This window comes from Mycobacterium sp. (assembly GCF_032159765.1).
Taxonomy (GTDB): Bacteria; Actinomycetota; Actinomycetes; order Mycobacteriales; family Mycobacteriaceae; genus Mycobacterium.
In genome coordinates this window covers 1-19,633 of record NZ_JAVHWM010000067.1, presented here as the reverse complement: position 1 = coordinate 19,633, position 19,633 = coordinate 1, and the positions used below count along the sequence as shown (strand labels likewise).

Here is a 19,633-nt window from a genome sequence, read left to right as displayed (position 1 = left end):
ACGATATGTGGAAACTCCGTGTGACGCGTGTGGTTTCGGCGACCTATTCCCCCGGCATCTGGAAGTCGATCATCGCCGTCATCGTGTCGACGGCCTCGGCGAGCGCCCGCAGCCGCGCCGACGGCGACGGCGACGCGAGCACCTCGTAACGGTCGGCCTGACCCATCGGCACCTGAGATGCCAACGCGTACAGCTTGTCTCCCGCGTTGTCTGCCAGCGAGACCCCGGCGAACAACAAGTCCCGTGGTGGCAGCTCCACCCCTCGCGCCGCCGCGAGCCGCTCGAACAACGCCATCACCCGGTCTTCCAGCTCGCGGATCGCGCCCTCGTCGACGGGATCACCCGGCTCGTCGGGCCAGATCTCGACCACCGCGCACGGATAGGGATCATCGGGCAGCCACCGCCGTACCCGGACGCGCTCAGAAATCCGGCACCGCAAGCGATATCTGCCGCCTCCGGCGTCCTGGTGGTCGACGATCCGGGCCAGCGCGCCGACGTCGTACCGGTTGTCTCCGCCGCCGACCTCCCGGCCCGCAGCGATCAGCACGACACCGAACACCGGATCATCGGACGCCAGGCAGTCGGCGACCAGCTGCGTGTAGCGCGGCTCGAAGATGCGCAGTGGCAGGTCGTCGTCAGGCAGCAGCGCGACCTCCAAGGGAAACATCGGCAGCTCACGTTCCATCAGAGCTCGAGCTCCCTGATCAGCGCGTCGACGACCGCGCGCAAGTCGCCGTCGTTGTCCTCGGCGATCCGCCTCTGACGTTGGTATGACGCGCCTTTGGCGGGGATCTCCGCAACAGATGCCAACTCGTCAACACATCCCAGCGACCGTGCCACCGGCTCCAACCGAGTCAGCAGATCGTCGAGGTCTTCGGTCACCAACCGTTCGTTGCTGTCCGCATCCAGGATGATCACCGCATCCAGGCCGTATCGCGCTGCCCGCCACTTGTTTTCCTGCACATGCCAGGGCGGCATCACGGGTAGCGACTCCCCGGCGTCGAGCCGACGGTCGAGATCGACGATCAAGCAGTGCGTCAACGCCACCAGCGCGGCAAGCTCGCGCAGATTGGAGACCCCGTCGAAGATCCGCACCTCGATCGTGCCCAGCCGCGGCGATGGTCTGATATCCCAACGGATTTCGTTGATGTGGTCGATGATGCCGGTGATCTTCTGATCGCGCACGAAGCCTTCGAACTGGCTCCATGTCCTAAACTGAAACGGCAACCCGGCGGTGGGCAACTGCTGGAACATCATAGCCCTGTTGCTGGCGTAACCGGTGTCCTCTCCGGCCCAGAACGGCGACGACGCCGACAGCGCGAGCAGATGCGGGTACTGGTTCAGCAACGACGAGATGATCGCCATCACCTTGTGCGCAGATGAAATGCCCACGTGCACATGGACTCCCCAGATGAGCATCTGTCTGCCCCACCACTGCGTCCGCTTGATCAGCTCGGCGTAGCGCGGCGCGTCGGTCAATTTCTGCGACGACCATCGGGCGAACGGATGCGTGCCCGCGCAGAACAGCTCCATTCCGTGACCCCTGACGATGTCACGGCCGTTCGTCAGCGTCGAGCGAAGATCGTCCATGGCCTGCGCGGTGTTGTCGCAGATCCCGGTGACGAACTCGACAGTGTTGCGCAGCAATTCCTTGTGTACACGCGGGTTTTCGCCGATTTCGGCGATCACCGTCGCGGCCTCGTTGGACAGGTCGCGGGTTTGCGCGTCGACGAGCGCGAACTCCCACTCGACCCCGACCGTCGGTCTGGGTGAGGCCGAGAAGTCGATTCTGCGCTTGACGGGCTGGCTACCCGATGACACCGCAAGCCAGCCGTGCGCCGGCGTCGCCGGTGGCGAGCGTGTCTTTGTCCGGGCCCGTGGTGCCGTCAGCCTGGGTGTAGCGCGGGGGAATGTTGGCGAAGTTGTCCGACTTCTCGTGGATGATGATCGCGGTGCCGGCGCCACCGAGGAGGTCTTCGGCGGTGAACGAGTCGGTGGTCGTCACGAGTCTCGCTGAATGATCACTGCGCACCTGCAGCGAGCTGAGGTCGCCGCTGTGCGGAGGGGACGGCTTGCCGGGCACCTGGAAGTGCCCTCCCGCCGAAGCGAAATCAGGCCCGTCGCACTTTCCGACCGCGTGGATGTGCATCGCGTGGAAGCCCGGCGGCAGGACCTTCTCATCCGTGGTCTCCACGGTGACCGTCGCGAACCCGCCGCTGAACTCGATTGTGGCGTTCGCCACCTGCCTGCCGTCGGGCGTCGCGAGCTTCGCGGTCAGTTTCCGGGAGGCACCCGACGAACTGGACGCGGTGGTGCTCACGGACGTGCTCGACGGGCCGGGGGCGGGCGAACCGGTCCACACCGACGGCGTGGTTCCCGGTGAGTTACTAGGGTTTTGGTTCGGGCTGCAGGCGCTGAGCGCCAGAGCCGGAACGGCCAGAAATGCTGCTGCGACAGCGGCGGACTTGACCATGGCTGTAGAGCCTATCCGGTGACGATCACGATGACCCCGGGCTGGAGGTCCTTCAGCTCGGGTGCGCGCTGCAGTGGGGCCGGCGCCTTCAAGATTTTGGCCACTTCTTCGGCCGAGGTCTTCTCTCCGGGCGCGTCTGTGAAGTAGACGGTGGTGCCGGTGACGTCCGGATGCGGATCCAGAGTTTCCTGTCTGGCCTCCGCGTTCCAGCCGTTCTCGACCAACTGCTGTGCCGTGTTCTTGGCGAGTCCCAGGACCGTGGAGATGTTGTAGACGAACACCGGCGCCTTCGGGCCGGCGGCTGGCGATGTGGCCGTCGGGCTGGCGGCGCTGGTGGCGGTGCTGGTCGCCGCGCTGGACTGGCTGCCCGCGTCGCCGTCGGAGAACACGGCCCGCAGCCCCAACAGCAGAAAGACCACTGCCAAGAACAGCAGCACCATCACCATCGCCCGCAGTGGCAGGCCCCCGGACTCGGGTACACGCTGATTCATCGTGCCCACTGTAACGAGCGGAGCAGATCAGTTCGAAGACTCAGGGGACCTCGAAGCCGAGCCGGCGTGCCGCCTTGGCCTTCTGCCTGCTGGCTCGCAACCGGCGCAGCCGCTTCACGAGCATGGGATCGGCTGCCAGCGCTTCCGGCCGCTCGACCAACGCATTGAGCACCTGGTAGTAGCGGGTCGCGGACATGGAAAACAGTTCTTTGATGGCTTCTTCCTTGGACCCGGCAAACTTCCACCACTGCCGCTCGAACGCCAGGATGTCACGTTCTCGTCGGGTCAGGCCGTCGACGAGTTCAGCGTCATCCGCCGAGCGCCCCGCCCGCGCCATGGCGCCGTCCATACCGCTCCTCGCTGATTGCCGAACGGGTCCTTGCTGTGCCGCGCGAACATTCAATCACGGTTCGCCACAACCACACGTCAGCTGAGCCCGCGAGTCGGCTCACTTAAGCTGTCAGACCGTGGCTATCCTCCCGATTCGGATCGTCGGAGATCCCGTCCTGCACACGCCAACCAGCCCGGTGGTGCTCGGTGCCGACGGTTCGGTGCCCGAGGAGGCGCGACAGTTGATCGCAGACCTCTACGAGACCATGGAGGCCGCGAACGGAGTCGGCTTGGCCGCCAACCAGGTTGGCGTGCCACTGCGAGTGTTCGTCTACGACTGCGCCGAAGCCCGCGGCAAAACGGTGCGGCGCAAAGGCGCGGTGATCAATCCCGTGCTGGAAACCTCCGAAGTGCCTGAGACGATGCCAGACCCGGAGACCGACGATGAGGGCTGCTTGTCGGTGCCCGGTGAGTCGTTCCCGACGGGGCGAGCAAAGTGGGCGCGCGTCACTGGTGCGGACGCCGACGGGGCGCCGGTGACGATCGAGGGCGAGGACCTGTTCGCCCGCATGCTGCAACATGAAACCGGGCATCTCGACGGATTGCTGTACCTCGATCGCCTCGTCGGCCGCAACGCGAGGAACGCCAAGCGCGCGGTCAAGGCGAACGGCTGGGGTGTGCCGGGGCTGTCGTGGACGCCCGGCGAGGTGCCCGATCCGTTCGGGCACTGACGGCTCCTAGGCTGCAGGGGTGCGTCTGGCCACCTGGAACGTCAACTCCATCCGCGCCCGCGTCGACCGGGTGACCGACTGGCTGGAGCGCGCGAACGTCGACGTCCTGGCGATGCAGGAAACCAAGTGTGCCGATGACCAATTCCCGACGATGCCGTTCGCCGCGATTGGGTACGAGGTCGTGCACTGCGGCTTCAACCAGTGGAACGGTGTGGCGATCGCGTCGCGGGTGGGACTGTCCGACGAGCAGGTCGGGTTCGAGGGCCAGCCGTTGTGGAGTGATAAGCCCGAAGTCGAGGCGGTTGCCGAAGCGCGGGCATTGGGGGCCACCTGTAACGGTGTGCGGGTGTGGAGCCTATACATCCCCAATGGCCGGGTGCCTGACTCGCCGCATTATCACTACAAGCTGGAATGGCTTGGCGCGCTTCGGGATGCCGCGCGAGGGTGGCTCGTCGACGATCCCCGAGCGCAGATCGCACTTGTCGGTGACTGGAACATCGCGCCCACCGACGACGACGTATGGAGCGTCGAGTTCTACAAGAACAGCACGCACGTCACCGAGCCGGAACGCACGGCGTTCCGGGAGATCGTCGACTCCCAATTCGCCGATCTCGTGCGGCCTTTCACACCCGGCCCCGGGGTGTACACGTACTGGGATTACACGCAGCTGAGGTTCCCCAGACGGGAAGGCATGCGTATCGACTTCATCCTCGGATCATCGGCGCTCGCTGAGCAAGTGACGCATGCTGAGATCGTCCGGGAGGAACGGAAGGGCAAGGCGCCCAGCGATCACGCACCCGTGCTCGTCGAGCTCGGCTGATCCTCGGCGTCGTCGTCCTCGCCGTAGCGGCCGGGATTGAACAGCGATGCCACCAAACCGATCAGCATCATGACAGTGGCCGCGCCGAACACCACCACCAGGCCGGCGTGGAAGGGCCCCGAAATCAGATGCGGGAAAAACTGCTGGCCGGTCAGCACGTCCGCGTTGACACCCGGCTGATGCAACGCACCCGAAGGGGCGAGCAGCTCGCTGATCGGGTTGTAACCCAGGAACGCCGCGAACAGGCTGCCCACCGGCGGCAGGTTGGCCACATCGCTGGCCACCGAGGCTGAAACACCTTGCTGCTGAAGTCCTGTGCTCATCGCCGACGGCATGGTGTTGGCCAAGCCGATGATCATCAGCGAGAAGAAGATGCCGATCGAGAGCGAGGAGCCGGCGTTGAAGAACACCGCCCGCACACCCGAAGCGGCGCCGCGCTCCTCAGCGGGAACGCTCGACATTATCGCCGCGGTGTTCGGTGCCGTGAAGATTCCACCGCCCACGCCGTTCAAGAAGATCAGCAGCGCGAACAGCCAATAGTTGAAGTCCACCGGAATCAGCACCAGCGCAACGAAAGTCGCTGCCATCACCACCATGCCGGTGACCGTGAACGGCCGCGCGCCGATGCGGTCGGCCAAAGCCCCGGCCAGTGGCCCGGCCACCAGAAACCCTACGGTGATCGGCAGCATGTAGATGGCCGACCACAGCGGCGTCGACTCAAAGCTGTAGCCGTGCAACGGAAGCCAGATGCCCTGCAGCCAGATGATCAGCATGAACTGCAGCCCGCCGCGGCCCATCGACGACATGAACCCCGCGAGGTTGCCCATCCCAAACGAAGTCGACCGGAACAACCGCATACTGACCATCGGCTGTGCGACCCGCAGTTCGATGAAGACAAACGCCACCAGGAGAAGCAGCCCCAACGCAATTGACCCGAGAACCCAGGGGCTCGTCCAGCCCGTCGGCTGGCCGCCGTAGGGCTGGATACCGTACGTGATGCCGGTGAGCACCACCGTCAGCCCGACGCCGAACGTGATCGTGCCAGGCCAGTCCAGCTTGCCGGGGGTCAGTACGCCGATCTCATGCAGCGACCGCACGCTCCAAATGGTCCCGAGGATCCCGATCGGCACGCCGACCCAGAAGATTGCTCGCCAGTCCAATTCGGCCAGCACGCCGCCGATCAGCAGACCGAGGAACGACCCCGCGACCGCGGCGACCATGTTCACGCCGAGCGCCATTCCGCGCTGGTTGGACGGGAACGCGTCGGTGAGGATCGCCGTCGAGGACGCCATCAGCATCGCGCCGCCCACGCCCTGAATCACCCGCCACCCGATCAGCCACAGCGCGCCGCCATCGAGGTGGAACGGATCGAACGACAGCGCGATGGCCGCGCCCGTGAAGATCATGAACCCGATGTTGTAGATGCGGACCCGGCCGAACATGTCGCCGAGCCGGCCGAAGAGCACCACGAGCACGGCGGTGACGACCAGATAGCCCATCAGCATCCACAGCAGGTAGCTGATGTTTCCCGGTGCCAGCGGATTGAGCCCGATGCCGCGGAAGATCGCAGGGAGCGAGATCAGCACGATCGACGCGTTGATCGTGGCCAACAGCGTGCCCAGCGTCGTGTTCGACAGAGCGATCCACTTGTATCGCGGATGGTCGCTGTCCCATCCCCGCCGACGACGCTCCGTCTCGGCGACCGCAAGCGTCGGGTTCGTCACGACGGGGGTGTCAGCCATCTCAGTCTCAGTAGTCGTCATATTCGCTCGCGTATAAGTTCACATCACATCTTGAGGCGCAGGGCGCCAATTACATATGTTAGCTATACAAAGGAAACGGAACCAAATGCTATTCCCGGTCACAGGCCGCTGCGCTAGCGTGGGGGCCGCTAACAAACCACGCGGGAGCGCACGCCAAGTGCGCTGAGAGGACAGCTGGGGCTGTCGACCGTACGAACCTGACCGGGTAATGCCGGCGTAGGGAGTTGAGATGACCGACGTGTCCGTGACCACCGGCCCCATCGAGGGCAGCACCAAGATCTACCAGGACCTCGCCGGCACGCCAGGTGCCCGGGTGCCGTTCCGCCGGGTGCAGCTGTCCAACGACGAGCACCTCGACCTGTACGACACCTCCGGCCCCTACACGGACCCGGACGCGGTGATCGACCTCACAAAGGGCTTGCCACACCGGGCCGGCGTGGTCTGCGACCGTGGCACGCAGTTGCACCGGGCCCGCGCCGGCGAGATCACCGCTGAGATGGCGTTCATCGCCGAGCGAGAAGGCGTAAGCGCCGAGCTTGTCCGTGGCGAAGTGGCCCGCGGCCGCGCGGTGATCCCGGCCAACCACCATCACCCGGAGACCGAGCCGATGATCATCGGCAAAGCGTTCATGGTGAAGATCAATGCGAACATCGGCAATTCGGCGGTGACGTCGTCGATCGCCGAGGAGGTCGACAAGATGGTGTGGGCCACGCGCTGGGGCGCCGACACGATCATGGACCTGTCGACCGGCCGCGACATCCACCTGACCCGCGAGTGGATCCTGCGCAACTCGCCGGTGCCCGTCGGCACGGTCCCGATCTATCAGGCACTGGAGAAGGTCAACGGCGACCCGGCAGCGCTGACCTGGGAGATCTACCGCGACACCGTCATTGAGCAGTGCGAGCAGGGTGTCGACTACATGACCGTGCACGCAGGCGTGCTGTTGCGCTACGTGCCGCTGACAGTCAATCGGGTGACGGGCATTGTCAGCCGCGGCGGCTCGATCATGGCGGCCTGGTGCCTCGCGCACCATCAGGAGTCTTTCCTGTACACCAACTTCGAGGAGCTCTGCGAGATCCTGGCCCGCTACGACGTGACCTTCTCACTCGGCGACGGCCTGCGACCCGGCTCGATCGCCGACGCGAACGACGCCGCGCAGTTCGCCGAGCTGCGCACGCTCGGCGAGCTGACGAAAGTCGCGAAAGCCCATGGCGTGCAGGTGATGATCGAGGGCCCGGGCCACGTCCCGATGCATAAGATCGCCGAGAACGTCCGCCTCGAGGAGGAACTGTGCGAGGAGGCGCCGTTCTACACGCTCGGCCCGCTGGCCACCGACATCGCGCCCGCCTATGACCACATCACGTCCGCGATCGGCGCGGCGATCATCGCCCAGGCAGGCACCGCGATGCTGTGCTACGTCACACCCAAGGAGCACCTCGGCCTGCCGGATCGCAAAGACGTCAAGGACGGCGTAATCGCCTACAAGATCGCCGCACACGCCGCGGATCTGGCGAAGGGGCATCCTCGTGCGCAGCTGCGCGACGACGCGTTGTCGACGGCCCGCTTCGAATTCCGGTGGAACGACCAGTTCGCGCTGTCGCTCGATCCGGACACCGCGCGCCAGTTCCACGACGAAACGCTGCCCGCCGAGCCCGCCAAGACGGCACACTTCTGTTCCATGTGCGGGCCGAAGTTCTGCTCGATGCGGATCACGCAGGACATCCGCGACGCGATGGCGGACAAGTCCCGCGAGTTCGTCGAGCACGGGAGCCGGGTGTATCTGCCCGTGACGTCGTGACATTCCTTCCGCTTGCGCCGTCCGGGCAGACCCCGGTGCGGGTGCTGACGATCGCGGGCTCGGACTCGGGCGGCGGAGCGGGCATCCAGGCCGATCTGCGGACCTGCGCTCTGCTCGGCGTGCACGCACTGGTCGCCGTCACCGCAGTCACCGTGCAGAACTCGATGGGCGTCAAGGGGTTCCATGAGATCCCCGTCGATGTGATCGCGGGCCAGATCCAGGCCGTGGCATCCGATATCGGTATCCAGGCCGCAAAGACCGGCATGCTGGCGTCGGCGGAGATCATCGAGGCAGTCGCCGAGACGTGGCAGGAGGAAGGCCTCAGCGGGACAGTGCCGTTGGTGGTCGACCCGGTGTGTGCGTCGATGCACGGCGACCCGCTGCTGCACCCGTCAGCGGTGAATTCGCTGAAACAGCAACTGTTTCCGCTCGCCACGCTGGTCACACCGAATCTCGACGAGGTCCGGTTGCTGGTGGACATCGACGTCGTCGACACGACTACGCAGCAGGATGCCGCCCGCGCGCTGCACGCACTCGGTCCGCGGTGGGTGCTGGTGAAGGGCGGTCATCTGCGAAGCGCGCCACACAGCCCCGACCTGCTTTTCGACGGCTCCGAGTTCCACGAGTTCGACGCTGCGCGAATTGCGACAGGCAACGACCACGGCGCCGGTGACACTCTCGCCGCGGCGACCGCGTGCGCCCTGGCCCACGGTTACTCGGTGCCCGACGCGGTGGCGTTCGGCAAGCGGTGGGTGACCGAATGCATCCGGGCGGCATACCCGTTGGGCCACGGCCACGGACCGGTGTCACCCCTGTTCAGGCTGCGGACGCGAGGAGCAGAACGGGATTTGTCTGAATGAATCTCGACGACATCGCGGGCGTCGCACACGAACCCGACGGCACCGCGGCCGGCGTCGTCCTACTGACCCACGGAGCAGGCGGTAGTCGGGACGCGCCATTGCTCAGGCGGCTGTGCGACGAGTGGGCGCGGCGCGGATGGCTGGCCGTGCGCTACAACCTCCCCTACCGTCGCAGGCGCCCGAAAGGCCCGCCATCGGGTTCGGCGGCCAGCGACCGCAAGGGCATCGAAGAGGCCGCCGCGCTGGCGCGCACGCTGGCCGACGGCCCGCTCGTCGCCGGCGGGCACTCGTACGGCGGCCGACTGACGTCGATGGCTGCCGCCGAGGGTCTGGACATCGACGGGCTGACGTTGTTCTCGTATCCGCTTCATCCTCCGGGCAAGCCCGAGAAGCCACGGACCGAGCATCTCCGGAGAATCGCGGTACCGACGGTGTTCACCCACGGCACCAGCGACCCCTTCGGCACGATCGACGAACTCCGGTCCGCGATCGCGCTCATCCCGGCACCCACCGAGCTGGTCGACATCACCGGTGCCCGGCACGATCTCGGATCCAAGACGCTCGACGTGCCAGAGCTGTCGGTGACCGCCGCGTTGCGGATGCTCGGTTAGGTCAGCGTGCCCTCGTCTGCATGGCGGACAGCGCGTCTTCTAGAACCGGGTACAGCCCGAAGATCTTGTCGAGCTCGGTCAGCTGAATCGGCCTGCTCGTCGCCGGCCCGTCGGCCACCACCGCGAATTCACCCGTGCCACCGATCCGCTCCTGGGTCGCCACCAGGAGCTGCAACCCCGCCGAGGCGAGGAACGAAACCTGGGTCAGATCGATCACCAGCGCGGGCGGATCGCCGGCAAGGGCGTCGTCAATGGCCTTCTCGAAGATCGGGGCGGTGGCCAGATCGACCTCGCCCCCGACGGCGAGCACGGTGATTCCCTTGTGCTGTACCACCGACGTGGTGATCGGTTCGGTATCTGTCAAGAGCGGTCCTTCGTCTGTGGCACTACCGCGTGGGCGGACGTCGTCAGCCTAACTTGTTCACTGCGCCGCGCCGCATCGCTAGTCTCAGACAGGGACTCGCGCGCCTCACCCAGCGCGAGCGAGAGGTGGGAGGTCAGATGACGGATTCCTCGGTAGATCTCGCCGGTGCGAGCGCAGCCCAGCAGGCCGCCGCAATCTCCAGCGAGGGCCTGTTGCCCCAGCTGGTGCAGCACCTGCGCCAGAACAGGACCGCGTTGCGGGAGGAATGGGCCCGCAGGATCACCGAGGCCGAACTGCTCACCGCGATGTCGCCGGAAGAGATCTTCTCCGAGGCAACCACCGTGTACGACAGCTACGTCGAGGTGCTCGAGACCGGTAGCGTCGAAGCGCTGCAGGACTACGCGCGCGACCTGTCCGAACGGATCATTCCGCGAGGGGTCGAGACCAACGAGGTCGTCGGTATCGTCCTGCTGCTGCGCGACGTGCTCGCACGTTCGCTGTTCGAGAAGTACCAGAGCGACTTCGATCTGCTGAACCGCGTGCTCGACGCCTACGAGCCGGCCGCCAACCGCATCGCCAACACCGTGGCCGTCGGCTTCGTCCAGGAGCGCGAGCGCATCATCCGCCAGCAGCAGGAGGCCATTCGCGAGCTGTCGACGCCAGTGCTTCAGGTGCGCGAGCAGCTGCTGATTCTGCCCATCATCGGTGTGCTCGACAGCCAGCGCGCCCGCCAGGTCACCGAACAACTGCTGCGCGCGATCCGCGCGAACCGGGCGAAGGTGGTGGTCATCGACATCACCGGTGTGCCCACGATCGACTCGACCGTGGCCAACCACTTGGTGCAGACCGTCGACGCGTCGGGGTTGATGGGCGCCAGCGTCATCATCACCGGCCTGTCCTCCGAGATCGCGCTGACGCTGGTGACGATCGGGCTGGACCTGTCGAAGATGAACGCGGTCGGCGACCTGCAGGGCGGCATCGAAGAGGCCGAGCGGCTGCTGGGCTACGAAGTCAGCCGCACCGGCGACCAGAACGGGTGACCGGCGCGAGCCTCTGATGCCAGTTCCGATCCTCAAGCAGGGCACCATCCTCATCGCCTCGGTGCAGGCTGCGCTCTCCGACTCAGACACCGAACAGCTCCGCCACGACCTGATGGAGCGTGTCGGGCGGTTCCGCGCGCACGGCATCATCGTCGACGTCACCGCGATCGATGTGATGGACTCGTTCGCCGCTCGGTCGCTGCAGACGATCGCACACATGACCCGCCTGCGCGGCGCGGACACCGTGATCGTGGGCCTGCAGCCGGAAGTCGCGTTCGCGATGGTCCAGTTGGGGCTGGTCTTCGACGACATGCAGACCGCTCTCGACCTCGAAGAGGGTCTGGCCCTGCTCAATCGCCAACTGGAATCCAGGAAATCGCCGAACGGACCCGAGCCCAGTGGATGACATCGTCGTCGCGGTGGTCAAGAGCGACGACATAGTCGCTGCGCGGCAGGCGGGCCACCAGCTCGCCCGCGGCCTTGGCTTCACGCTCACCGACGTGACCATGATCGCGACCGCAATCTCGGAAATCGCACGCAACATCACCAGCTACGCCGGGTCCGGAGAGATTCGGGTGGGCGTAGAGAGCCGGCACGGCCGCCGCGCGTTGTTCGTTCGCGCCGAGGACGACGGCCCCGGGATCGCGGATATCGAAAGGGCGCTGGACGACGGCTATTCCACCGGCAGCGGGCTCGGCCTCGGCTTGCCGGGCGCCCGCCGCCTGATGGACGACATGGTGGTGAACTCCAAGCCGGGCCACGGCACGGTGATCGAGATGTGGAAGTGGATCCCCTCTGGTGAATGAGCACGGTTGGGTGGGCCCGATCGAATGGGCGGCGGCTGGCAGCCCGCTCCCCGGCGAGCAGGAAAGCGGCGATCGGTCGATCGCTGTCGAAATCGGCCAAACTGCAGCGCTTTTCGGCGTCCTCGACGGCCTCGGCCATGGCGCAGGGGCATCAGAGGCGGCCTCGTGCGGCGTCGGCGTTCTGCGTGGTTCGCGCATGGAGCCGCTGGACGTGCTGATCCGGCTGTGCCATCGCGCGATGACCGAGACCAGGGGTGCTGCAATCACCTTGGCCCGCGTCGACCTCGACGCCGACGCGATCAGCTGGATCGGTATCGGCAACGTCACGGCCATGCTCGTGGCCAAGGGTCCCCGCGGCGTGCACGTGCGGGCGTCAGCACTGCTAACCGGCGGGATCGTTGGCTACCGGATGCCGGAAACCTTACTCACACAGAATATTTCAGTCAGCCCCGGCGATCTGCTGGTGATCGCCAGCGATGGCATCGCAGAAGATCATCTCGACAGTATCGATTTCGCGGCGCCCGCGACCGCGATCGCCGAGACCATCCTGCACAAACACGGCAAGGACAGCGACGACGCGCTCGTGCTCGCCGCTCGTCACCGGGGCACGACGTCATGACGGATGCCGGCTTCCACCAGAGATACGCAGCCGCATTGCACGCGTTTCTGGTGGCCAGGGAAGAATCGAGCCTGGCCGTCGGCTACGAGCTGGGACGCCAAGCGCTGCAGCAGCGCATCAGCACGCTGGAGATCATCGAGAACCACTCGCGACTGATCGGCGAGTTCGCGACGACCGCGCCGCTCGACGGTGCGGCCGCGCTTCAATTCTTGCTGCAGACGCTCGCGCCGCTTGATGTCGCGACGCGCGGATTCCTCGATGGCACAAGGCGTTACCAGCAGGAGCGGGCGCGCGCTAACGATCTCGCGGTTCGCGACGAGTTCCGTTCCGCACTGGTGAACTCCCTGCAGGAGGGCTTCTTCGTCGCAGACCGCGAGGGTTCGGTGAACGAGGTCAACGATGCGTTCGCCGAGATCACCGGCTTTACCGCGGATCACCTGCCGTACCGGTGGCCATACCCGTGGGTCGCCGACGTGGATACGGCGGCTCAACGCCTGAACGCCCTGCGCCGCGACGGTCACATCGAATCGGAGACGCCCATCCGTCATCGCGACGGACACATGGCGTGGGTTGCGGTGAGCATGAACGCTGTTCCGGGCGCCGACGCCTACGTGGGAACGATCCGCGACATCACGGCCACGCGCAGCGCAATGGCGCGGGAGAGCGCGGTCGCCGGGCTGGCCACGGCGGTGGGCGTGGCCAACAGCGTGAGCGAGGTACTCGCGATCGCGCTCGACGAGTTCCGGGCGACGATCGACGTTCGGCGCGTCGTCGCGGTCATGTGGCCGGCGGGCGACGGCGAGCCCACGGTCCAGGGCGCCGGCGAACCAGACGCGCCGAGCTGGCGCGACCTCGATCCCGAAGTGCAGACCACTCTGGCAGCCTCGCGCCACCGCCTGCCACTGACTGTCGAGCCCGTGGGATGCGACGACGGCACGGACAGGTCGAGGGGCGTCGTCGTGGTGCTGTCCGGCGCGGGTGATGTCGCACTTTGGTTGGAGTTCAACGACGCTCGGCGATTCGGTGCCGAGGACCGACTGCTTGTCGAGGTGCTCGTCAGTCATCTCAACCTGGCGATGCAGCACGTCCGTCAGTTCGAGATTGCCCGCGAGACCTCGCTCACGTTGCAGCGCGCGATGCTCGCGCCGACGGCCACCCCGCCGGGCTTCGCTGTCCGGTACGAACCGGCGGTCCCCCCGCTGGAGATCGGCGGCGACTGGTACGACGTCCTGCCCATCGGGGAGCACCACATCGGCATCATCGTCGGAGACTGCGTCGGGCGCGGCCTGTCGGCGGCCGCCGTGATGGGCCAGCTCCGCAGCTCGGCGCGTGCACTGCTGCTCGCCGATGCCGAGCCGGCGCTGCTGCTCGAACAACTCGACGCGGTGGCCGAGCTCATCCCCGGCGCGTTCTGCACCACGGTCCTGGTGGCGATCTTCGACACCGAATCACGGGTCCTGACCTACAGCCGCGCCGGCCACGTGCCCGGGTTACTTGTCGCACCCGGACCCGTCGCTACCGTCCTGACCGGCGCCGGGTCCGTACCCCTGGCGGTCCGGACCGATACGCCCCGTCCGCAGGAGTACGTGGTGCTCTCGCCTGGGACGACCTTGATGCTGTTCACCGACGGCCTCGTCGAGCGGCGGACAGAATCGATCGACGACGGCATCGCCCGTGTTGCGAACGTGCTTATTGCAGAGGCGAATTCGCCAGTCGATGCGGTGGCCGAGCGCGTCCTGCGCGAGCTGGCCCCGGAGGGCGGATACGACGACGACGTCGCGATCGTGGTGTGCCGACCCCCCATCAGCGTCCTGCACTTCGACGACGGCGCGACACCGGATCGACTGGCCAGCGTCCGGGCACGGCTCGATCTGTGGCTGCGCGCGGCCGGGACACCGGATGCGCTGCGCGCCGACGTGGTGCTCGCCGTCGGAGAGGCGTGCACGAACAGCATCGAGCACGCCTACCGTGACGACACCCACGGCACCGTCCACATCGAGGCCGGCTTCGAGGGCGATGAGATTCACGTCCGGGTTGTCGATTTCGGCTCCTGGAAGACGCCGCCTACCGACCCGGGCACCCGCGGCCGCGGACTGCGTCTCATCAAGGCCGTCGCTGAAAGCGTTGCCTTGTCGCCTACTTCAACCGGGACGACGGTCGAGATGACGTTCCGGGTGCCGTCGAGCGTCAGCGCGGCAATTTCAAGCTAACCGGTACCTCAGGTACCGTCGGGCCATGCCTCCTGCTCTTCGCGCAAGCGGCTCATCGGCGACGCAGTACGACGTGATCGTCGTTGGCGCCGGCTTCGGCGGAATCGGCGCCGCGATCCAGCTCAAGCGACTCGGCTACGACAACTTCGTGCTCCTCGACCGCGAGGACGACCTGGGCGGGACCTGGTACGTCAACCGATACCCCGGCCTGGCCGTCGACGTACCGACGACCACCTATTCCTACTGGTTCGAGCCGAACCCGAACTGGTCGCGGCTGTACTCCACCGGCGCTGAGATCAAGCAGTACGCCGATGACGTCGCCGACAAGTACGACGTGCGTCGTCACATCAGGTTCAACGTCACGGTCGAAGGCGCGCGCTGGGACGAGGACGCCAAGCTGTGGCGGGTCGCGCTCGCCGGCGGCGAGACGCTGACCGCCCGGTACCTGATCACCGCCACGGGATTCCTGTCCCAGCCACGGACGCCGGAGATTCCGGGCATCGCCGGCTTCGACGGCAAGATCATCCACACGACGGCGTGGGACGACACGTACGACCTCACCGACCGCCGGGTGGCACTCATCGGCACGGGCGCCACGGCGGTGCAGCTCATCCCCGAGGTCGCCAAGAAGGCCGCGCAGCTAACCGTCTACCAGCGCACGCCGATATGGGTGGTGCCCAAGTTCGACCTGCGGTTCTCCGCAGCGGCGAAGCGGCTCTTTGCGCGAATCCCGTTGACGCAGCGGGCTATCCGGGCAGTGACTGATGCCGTGTACGAGTTCTTCGTCTACGTCGGGTTGCACCACGCCAAGCTGCCGTACCGTCGGCTCAACATCGGCGCCGCCGACGTGGCCAAGATGCACCGGTTCGCGTCCGTGCGCGACAAGGAGCTTCGCCGCAAGCTCACGCCGGACTACGACTTCGGATGCAAGCGGCCTACATTCTCCAACAGCTATTACCGCACGTTCACCAAGCCTCACGTGCACCTGCAAACCAGCGGGATCGCGCGCGTCGAGCCCGACGGCATCGTCGCCGCCGACGGCACGAGAACCGTGATCGACACGTTGATTCTGGCCACCGGCTTCGACCTGTGGGAAGCGAACTTCCCCGCGTTCGAGGTGATCGGCCGGGATGGTCGCGATCTCGGAAAATGGTGGCGCGACACCCGCTTTCAGGCCTACCAGGGCGTGTCGATGCCGTACTTCCCGAACTTCTTGAGCCTGGCGGCGCCGTATGCGTTCCTCGGCTTGAACTTCTTCAACACGATGGAATACCAGATGCGGCACATGGATCGGATCTTCGGTGAGCTCAAGCGCCGCGGCGCATCGACTTTCGAGGTCACTGAAGAGGCCAACACCGCATTTCTAGACCGAATGACCGAACGGATCGGCGAGTCTGTGTTCGTCGTCGGCAATTGCGCGACGTCGCGTTCCTACTACTTCAACCCGAGCGGGGAGCCGGCGCTGCTGCGGCCGATGACCACCCGCGCCGCAGTGCGCGAGGCGACCGAGTCTCCGATGAGCGACTACGCATTCAGCTGAGCGTCGACGTGGGCGAATCGCCGTGTGGCGCTCGGCCCCGAGCACCGAGCACGCAGAGGCTTATTAGTCTGTTGCGGTGACCGGAGCCCGGCTGGAGCGAAGCCTCGGTTTGGGCGATGCCATCGTCATCGGCTTGAGCGCGATGATCGGGGCAGGGATCTTCGTCGCACTGGCTCCGGCCGCCGAGGCGGCAGGCACATTGCTGCTGGTCGGTCTGGGGATCGCTGGCGTCGTGGCGTATTGCAACGCGATCTCGTCGGCGCGGCTGGCAGCGCGATACCCGGCGTCCGGCGGCACCTATGTGTACGGCCGCGAGCGTCTCGGCGATTTCTGGGGCTACCTCGCCGGGTGGGGCTTCGTCGTCGGCAAGACCGCATCGTGTGCCGCGATGGCGCTGACGGCCGGGTTCTACGTGTGGCCAGAGCAAGCACATGCGGTGGCGGTGTGCACGGTTCTGGTCGTGACGGTGATCAACTGCGCAGGGATCCAGAAGTCGGCGATAGCCACGCGCGTGATCGTCGGCGTGGTCCTGCTGATCCTGGCGATGGTCGGGGTGGTGGTCTTCATCTCGGTCGCGCCGGATTTCAGTCGTGTGGAGACCGGGGGCCGCATCGAAGGCGTGCTGCAATCGGCAGGAATCCTGTTCTTCGCGTTCGCCGGCTACGCCCGGATCGCAACGCTGGGCGAGGAAGTTCGCAACCCCGCTCGCACGATCCCGACGGCCATTCCGCTTGCCCTGGGCATCACGTTGTTCGTTTACTCCGCGGTGGCCGTCGCGGTACTGGCGATGTTGGGTGGCGACGGCGTCGCCCACGCGAGTGCCCCTCTCGTCGCCGCAGTGGGGGCCACGGGCCTCCCGGAGTTCGTGCCGCTGGTGCGCCTCGGTGCGGCCGTCGCGGCGCTCGGAGCGCTGATGACGTTGAGCCTCGGGGTCTCCCGCACCACGCTCGCGATGGCCCGCGATCGTCATCTGCCCCACCCGCTTTCGGCGGTGCATGCACGTTACAAAGTGCCGCACCGCGCGGAGTTGGCGGTCGGCGTCATCGTCGCGGTCATCGCCGCGTTCATTGACGTTCGAAACGCGATCGGCTTCTCGTCGTTCACGGTGCTCGCGTACTACGCGATCGCCAACGCGTCCGCATGGACGATGGGACGGCGGCTGGTCCCCACGATCGGGTTCGTCGGCTGCCTCGCGCTGGCATTCGCGCTGCCGCTCACCTCGGTCCTGGCCGGTGCGGGGGTGCTGGCAGCTGGCGCGGTGATTTACGGATTGCGTGCGCGAATCGCGCGCTGATGGTGTAGTCGTCAGCGTGCTTTCGATGACCTGGGCCCGAGTCGAGGGCCACGACGTCGTCGCGCCGCATGAACGACTGAGCTGGCCGCGCACGGTGGGGATCGGCGCCCAGCATGTGGTCGCTATGTTCGGCGCGACGTTCCTGGTGCCGGTGCTGACGGGATTTCCGCCGACGACGACACTGCTGTTCTCAGGCGTCGGCACCATCCTGTTCCTGGTCATCACAGGCAACCGCTTGCCGAGTTATCTGGGCTCGAGTTTCTCGGTGATCGCGCCGGTGACAGCGGCCGTGGCAAGCCGGGGCACCGGAAGTGCGCTCGGTGGGCTGGTGGCCGTCGGACTGGCACTGGTACTGGTCGGTGTCGCAGTGCATTTCGTCGGCACACATTGGATCGACGTCGTGTTGCCGCCGGTGGTCACGGGTGCGATCGTCGCGCTGATCGGGCTGAACCTCGCGCCGTCGGCAAAGCACAACTTCGAGAAGGGCCCACTCGTCGGCCTGGTGACACTCGTGTTGCTGGTCTGCTCGCTGGCATTCTTCCGCGGAATCCTCGGGCGCTTAGCGATTTTCACGGCCGTCGTGGTGGGTTATCTCGTCGCGCTCGGGCTTGGGGAGGTGGACACGTCGCGGATCAGGTCAGCTGCGTGGGTGGGGTTCCCACACATGCAGACGCCGACGTTGACCCTGTCCGTGCTGCCGTTGTTCTTGCCCGCGGTGGTGGCGTTGCTCGCGGAGAACATCGGACACGTGAAGTCGGTCAGCCAGATGACGGGCACCGATCTCGACCCGCTGATGGGACGAGCACTGGCGGCCGACGGAGCCGCGACCGTGCTGGCGGGGCTGGGCGGCGGATCGGCGACGACGACGTATGCGGAGAACATCGGCGTGATGGCGGCGACGAAAGTGTATTCGACTGCGGCGTACTGGATCGCGGGAGGCGTCGCGATCGCACTTGCGTTGTGCCCCAAAGTGGGTGAGGCGATATCGGCAATTCCTCCGGGCGTCCTGGGCGGAGCGACGATCGTGCTCTACGGTCTGGTCGGCATTCTCGGCGTGCGGATATGGCTGACCAACCATGTCGACTTCGGTGATCCGGTCAACCAGATGACGGCAGCGATCGCACTCGTGCTCGGCATCGCCGATTTCACGTGGCGGATCGGGGATTTGACATTCACCGGGATCGCGTTGGGTTCAGTTGCCGCGCTCGTGATCTACCACGGCATGCGCGGCTTGCGCCGGTTGCGGGGGCTGCGGGATCAGGAGGACGACACGATTGGAGACCGCAATGCCGTTCACCCTTGATCCCGAGCTCACCGAGTTGACCGGACCGAATGGTGGGGTGGTGTGGGAGCTCGAGCGGGGAGGTGTTCCGCTTCTCTCCGTCGATTATCGCCTGGCGCCGGAGTATTCCGGTACAGCGCTGGTCGACGATGGCCACGCCGCTTTAACGTGGCTTGCAGCGCGCGCCGCGGACTTCGATGTGGATCCCGCGCGTATCGCTGTCATGGGCGACAGCGGGGGCGGCGGCGTCGCCGCGGGCGTGGCCATCACCGCGCGGGACGCGGGAGTTGCTGTCGCGAAACAACTTCTGATCTACCCGATGCTGGACGACCGCACTGTGGATCCCGATGCGGAACTCGACGGGCTGACCTCGTGGTCATACGACAACAACTTCACCGGATGGGACGCCGTGTTTGGGGATAGCCGCGGATCGGCCGATGTTCCCGCCCGCGCGGCACCGGCACGGCTCACGGATTTCGTGGGCCTGGCTCCCGCCTTCATCGATGTCGGCGAGCTCGACATCTTCCGCGACGAGAGCATTCGGTATGCGCGCAATCTCTTGCTCGCCGGGGTGTCGACGGAGCTCTACGTCAGGCCGGGC

21 protein-coding genes and 1 riboswitch are annotated in these 19,633 nt (G+C 66.2%); of the genes, 14 read left to right on the top strand and 7 right to left on the bottom strand.

What is annotated here, in order from left to right; genetic code table 11:
• Window positions 1–43 precede the first annotated feature (43 nt).
• Genes QOH60_RS08165 through napA form a run of 5 tightly spaced genes read right to left on the bottom strand, consistent with a single transcriptional unit; the run spans window position 44 to window position 3,313 of the window.
• Window positions 44–685: an LON peptidase substrate-binding domain-containing protein gene (locus tag QOH60_RS08165; RefSeq protein ID WP_526418953.1), complete on the bottom strand. Its 642-nt coding sequence runs from the start codon at window positions 683–685 to the stop codon at window positions 44–46.
• Window positions 685–1,821 carry a glutamate--cysteine ligase gene (locus QOH60_RS08160; protein WP_526418951.1) on the bottom strand — a complete coding sequence of 379 codons (1,137 nt, stop codon included), beginning with the start codon at window positions 1,819–1,821 and terminating at the stop codon, window positions 685–687. Before QOH60_RS08160 ends, QOH60_RS08165 begins: the two co-directional genes overlap by 1 nt.
• Window positions 1,808–2,473, bottom strand: a complete 666-nt coding sequence (gene sodC, locus QOH60_RS08155) for a superoxide dismutase[Cu-Zn] (protein ID WP_526418949.1) — start codon at window positions 2,471–2,473, stop codon at window positions 1,808–1,810. Before sodC ends, QOH60_RS08160 begins: the two co-directional genes overlap by 14 nt.
• Window positions 2,474–2,484: 11 nt before the next feature.
• Complete coding sequence (locus QOH60_RS08150) at window positions 2,485–2,964, bottom strand: LytR C-terminal domain-containing protein (protein ID WP_526418947.1); 480 nt, start codon at window positions 2,962–2,964, stop codon at window positions 2,485–2,487.
• A 40-nt stretch (window positions 2,965–3,004) separates the two neighbouring features.
• Window positions 3,005–3,313, bottom strand: coding sequence for a nucleoid-associated protein NapA (gene napA, locus QOH60_RS08145; protein WP_526418945.1), 309 nt, complete (start codon window positions 3,311–3,313; stop codon window positions 3,005–3,007).
• Window positions 3,314–3,431: 118 nt separating this feature from the next.
• Here napA and QOH60_RS08140 point away from each other — a divergent pair, with 118 nt between their 5' ends.
• Both QOH60_RS08140 and QOH60_RS08135 read left to right on the top strand, forming a co-directional pair.
• Entirely contained in the window at window positions 3,432–4,025 is a 594-nt protein-coding gene (locus tag QOH60_RS08140; RefSeq protein WP_526418943.1) for a peptide deformylase, read from the top strand.
• Window positions 4,026–4,044: 19 nt separating this feature from the next.
• Window positions 4,045–4,845 carry an exodeoxyribonuclease III gene (locus QOH60_RS08135; RefSeq protein ID WP_526418941.1) on the top strand — a complete coding sequence of 267 codons (801 nt, stop codon included), beginning with the start codon at window positions 4,045–4,047 and terminating at the stop codon, window positions 4,843–4,845.
• Here QOH60_RS08135 and QOH60_RS08130 read toward each other — a convergent pair.
• Window positions 4,815–6,587 (bottom strand): MFS transporter, encoded by a 1,773-nt coding sequence (locus QOH60_RS08130; protein ID WP_526418939.1) that lies wholly within the window; start codon window positions 6,585–6,587, stop codon window positions 4,815–4,817. The two genes, QOH60_RS08135 and QOH60_RS08130, sit on opposite strands and share 31 nt — an antisense overlap.
• A gap of 151 nt (window positions 6,588–6,738) precedes the next feature.
• Window positions 6,739–6,848, top strand: a riboswitch (TPP riboswitch).
• On the opposite strand from QOH60_RS08130, the gene thiC reads away from it, so the two are divergent.
• From thiC to QOH60_RS08115, 3 genes are all read left to right on the top strand, one after another.
• Window positions 6,838–8,406 (top strand): phosphomethylpyrimidine synthase ThiC, encoded by a 1,569-nt coding sequence (thiC, locus tag QOH60_RS08125; protein WP_526418937.1) that lies wholly within the window; start codon window positions 6,838–6,840, stop codon window positions 8,404–8,406. Its footprint overlaps the riboswitch before it by 11 nt.
• The gene (gene thiD / locus QOH60_RS08120; RefSeq protein WP_526418935.1) at window positions 8,403–9,266 is read left to right on the top strand and encodes a bifunctional hydroxymethylpyrimidine kinase/phosphomethylpyrimidine kinase; all 864 of its coding nucleotides are present in this window, start codon (window positions 8,403–8,405) and stop codon (window positions 9,264–9,266) included. The genes thiC and thiD overlap by 4 nt, the downstream gene beginning before the upstream one ends.
• Entirely contained in the window at window positions 9,263–9,877 is a 615-nt protein-coding gene (locus QOH60_RS08115) for an alpha/beta hydrolase family protein (RefSeq protein ID WP_526418933.1), read from the top strand. Before thiD ends, QOH60_RS08115 begins: the two co-directional genes overlap by 4 nt.
• A 1-nt stretch (window position 9,878) precedes the next feature.
• Here the strand turns inward: QOH60_RS08115 and QOH60_RS08110 are convergent, their stop codons facing one another.
• Window positions 9,879–10,241, bottom strand: a complete 363-nt coding sequence (locus QOH60_RS08110) for an STAS domain-containing protein (protein WP_526418931.1) — start codon at window positions 10,239–10,241, stop codon at window positions 9,879–9,881.
• Between the two features lie 137 nt (window positions 10,242–10,378).
• On the opposite strand from QOH60_RS08110, the gene QOH60_RS08105 reads away from it, so the two are divergent.
• The 9 genes from QOH60_RS08105 to QOH60_RS08065 all read left to right on the top strand — a co-directional run.
• Complete coding sequence (locus tag QOH60_RS08105) at window positions 10,379–11,281, top strand: STAS domain-containing protein (RefSeq protein ID WP_526418929.1); 903 nt, start codon at window positions 10,379–10,381, stop codon at window positions 11,279–11,281.
• A gap of 16 nt (window positions 11,282–11,297) precedes the next feature.
• Window positions 11,298–11,687 carry an STAS domain-containing protein gene (locus QOH60_RS08100; RefSeq protein WP_526418927.1) on the top strand — a complete coding sequence of 130 codons (390 nt, stop codon included), beginning with the start codon at window positions 11,298–11,300 and terminating at the stop codon, window positions 11,685–11,687.
• Window positions 11,680–12,087 carry an ATP-binding protein gene (locus QOH60_RS08095; protein ID WP_526418925.1) on the top strand — a complete coding sequence of 136 codons (408 nt, stop codon included), beginning with the start codon at window positions 11,680–11,682 and terminating at the stop codon, window positions 12,085–12,087. Before QOH60_RS08100 ends, QOH60_RS08095 begins: the two co-directional genes overlap by 8 nt.
• A complete protein-coding gene (locus QOH60_RS08090) occupies window positions 12,080–12,706 on the top strand; it encodes a SpoIIE family protein phosphatase (protein ID WP_526418923.1) in 627 nt (208 codons plus the stop codon). Before QOH60_RS08095 ends, QOH60_RS08090 begins: the two co-directional genes overlap by 8 nt.
• The gene (locus QOH60_RS08085; protein WP_526418921.1) at window positions 12,703–14,916 is read left to right on the top strand and encodes a SpoIIE family protein phosphatase; all 2,214 of its coding nucleotides are present in this window, start codon (window positions 12,703–12,705) and stop codon (window positions 14,914–14,916) included. The genes QOH60_RS08090 and QOH60_RS08085 overlap by 4 nt, the downstream gene beginning before the upstream one ends.
• A 25-nt stretch (window positions 14,917–14,941) precedes the next feature.
• Window positions 14,942–16,456 carry a flavin-containing monooxygenase gene (locus QOH60_RS08080; RefSeq protein ID WP_526418919.1) on the top strand — a complete coding sequence of 505 codons (1,515 nt, stop codon included), beginning with the start codon at window positions 14,942–14,944 and terminating at the stop codon, window positions 16,454–16,456.
• A 142-nt stretch (window positions 16,457–16,598) separates the two neighbouring features.
• Window positions 16,599–17,750 carry an amino acid permease gene (locus QOH60_RS08075; RefSeq protein WP_526418975.1) on the top strand — a complete coding sequence of 384 codons (1,152 nt, stop codon included), beginning with the start codon at window positions 16,599–16,601 and terminating at the stop codon, window positions 17,748–17,750.
• A gap of 25 nt (window positions 17,751–17,775) precedes the next feature.
• A complete protein-coding gene (locus QOH60_RS08070; protein ID WP_526418917.1) occupies window positions 17,776–19,053 on the top strand; it encodes a uracil-xanthine permease family protein in 1,278 nt (425 codons plus the stop codon).
• A partial coding sequence (locus QOH60_RS08065) for an alpha/beta hydrolase (RefSeq protein ID WP_526418915.1) occupies window positions 19,037–19,633 on the top strand: 597 nt, incomplete at its 3' end. The genes QOH60_RS08070 and QOH60_RS08065, both read left to right, overlap by 17 nt.

Coding starts and splice junctions, on each gene's coding strand:
- QOH60_RS08165 (WP_526418953.1), bottom strand. CDS start 685: ATGGAACGTGAGCTGCCGATGTTTCCCTTGGAGGTCGCGCTGCTGCCT.
- sodC (WP_526418949.1), bottom strand. CDS start 2,473: ATGGTCAAGTCCGCCGCTGTCGCAGCAGCATTTCTGGCCGTTCCGGCT.
- QOH60_RS08150 (WP_526418947.1), bottom strand. CDS start 2,964: ATGAATCAGCGTGTACCCGAGTCCGGGGGCCTGCCACTGCGGGCGATG.
- napA (WP_526418945.1), bottom strand. CDS start 3,313: ATGGACGGCGCCATGGCGCGGGCGGGGCGCTCGGCGGATGACGCTGAA.
- QOH60_RS08130 (WP_526418939.1), bottom strand. CDS start 6,587: ATGGCTGACACCCCCGTCGTGACGAACCCGACGCTTGCGGTCGCCGAG.
- thiC (WP_526418937.1), top strand. CDS start 6,838: ATGACCGACGTGTCCGTGACCACCGGCCCCATCGAGGGCAGCACCAAG.
- QOH60_RS08115 (WP_526418933.1), top strand. CDS start 9,263: ATGAATCTCGACGACATCGCGGGCGTCGCACACGAACCCGACGGCACC.
- QOH60_RS08105 (WP_526418929.1), top strand. CDS start 10,379: ATGACGGATTCCTCGGTAGATCTCGCCGGTGCGAGCGCAGCCCAGCAG.
- QOH60_RS08100 (WP_526418927.1), top strand. CDS start 11,298: ATGCCAGTTCCGATCCTCAAGCAGGGCACCATCCTCATCGCCTCGGTG.
- QOH60_RS08085 (WP_526418921.1), top strand. CDS start 12,703: ATGACGGATGCCGGCTTCCACCAGAGATACGCAGCCGCATTGCACGCG.
- QOH60_RS08080 (WP_526418919.1), top strand. CDS start 14,942: ATGCCTCCTGCTCTTCGCGCAAGCGGCTCATCGGCGACGCAGTACGAC.
- QOH60_RS08075 (WP_526418975.1), top strand. CDS start 16,599: ATGATCGGGGCAGGGATCTTCGTCGCACTGGCTCCGGCCGCCGAGGCG.
- QOH60_RS08070 (WP_526418917.1), top strand. CDS start 17,776: ATGACCTGGGCCCGAGTCGAGGGCCACGACGTCGTCGCGCCGCATGAA.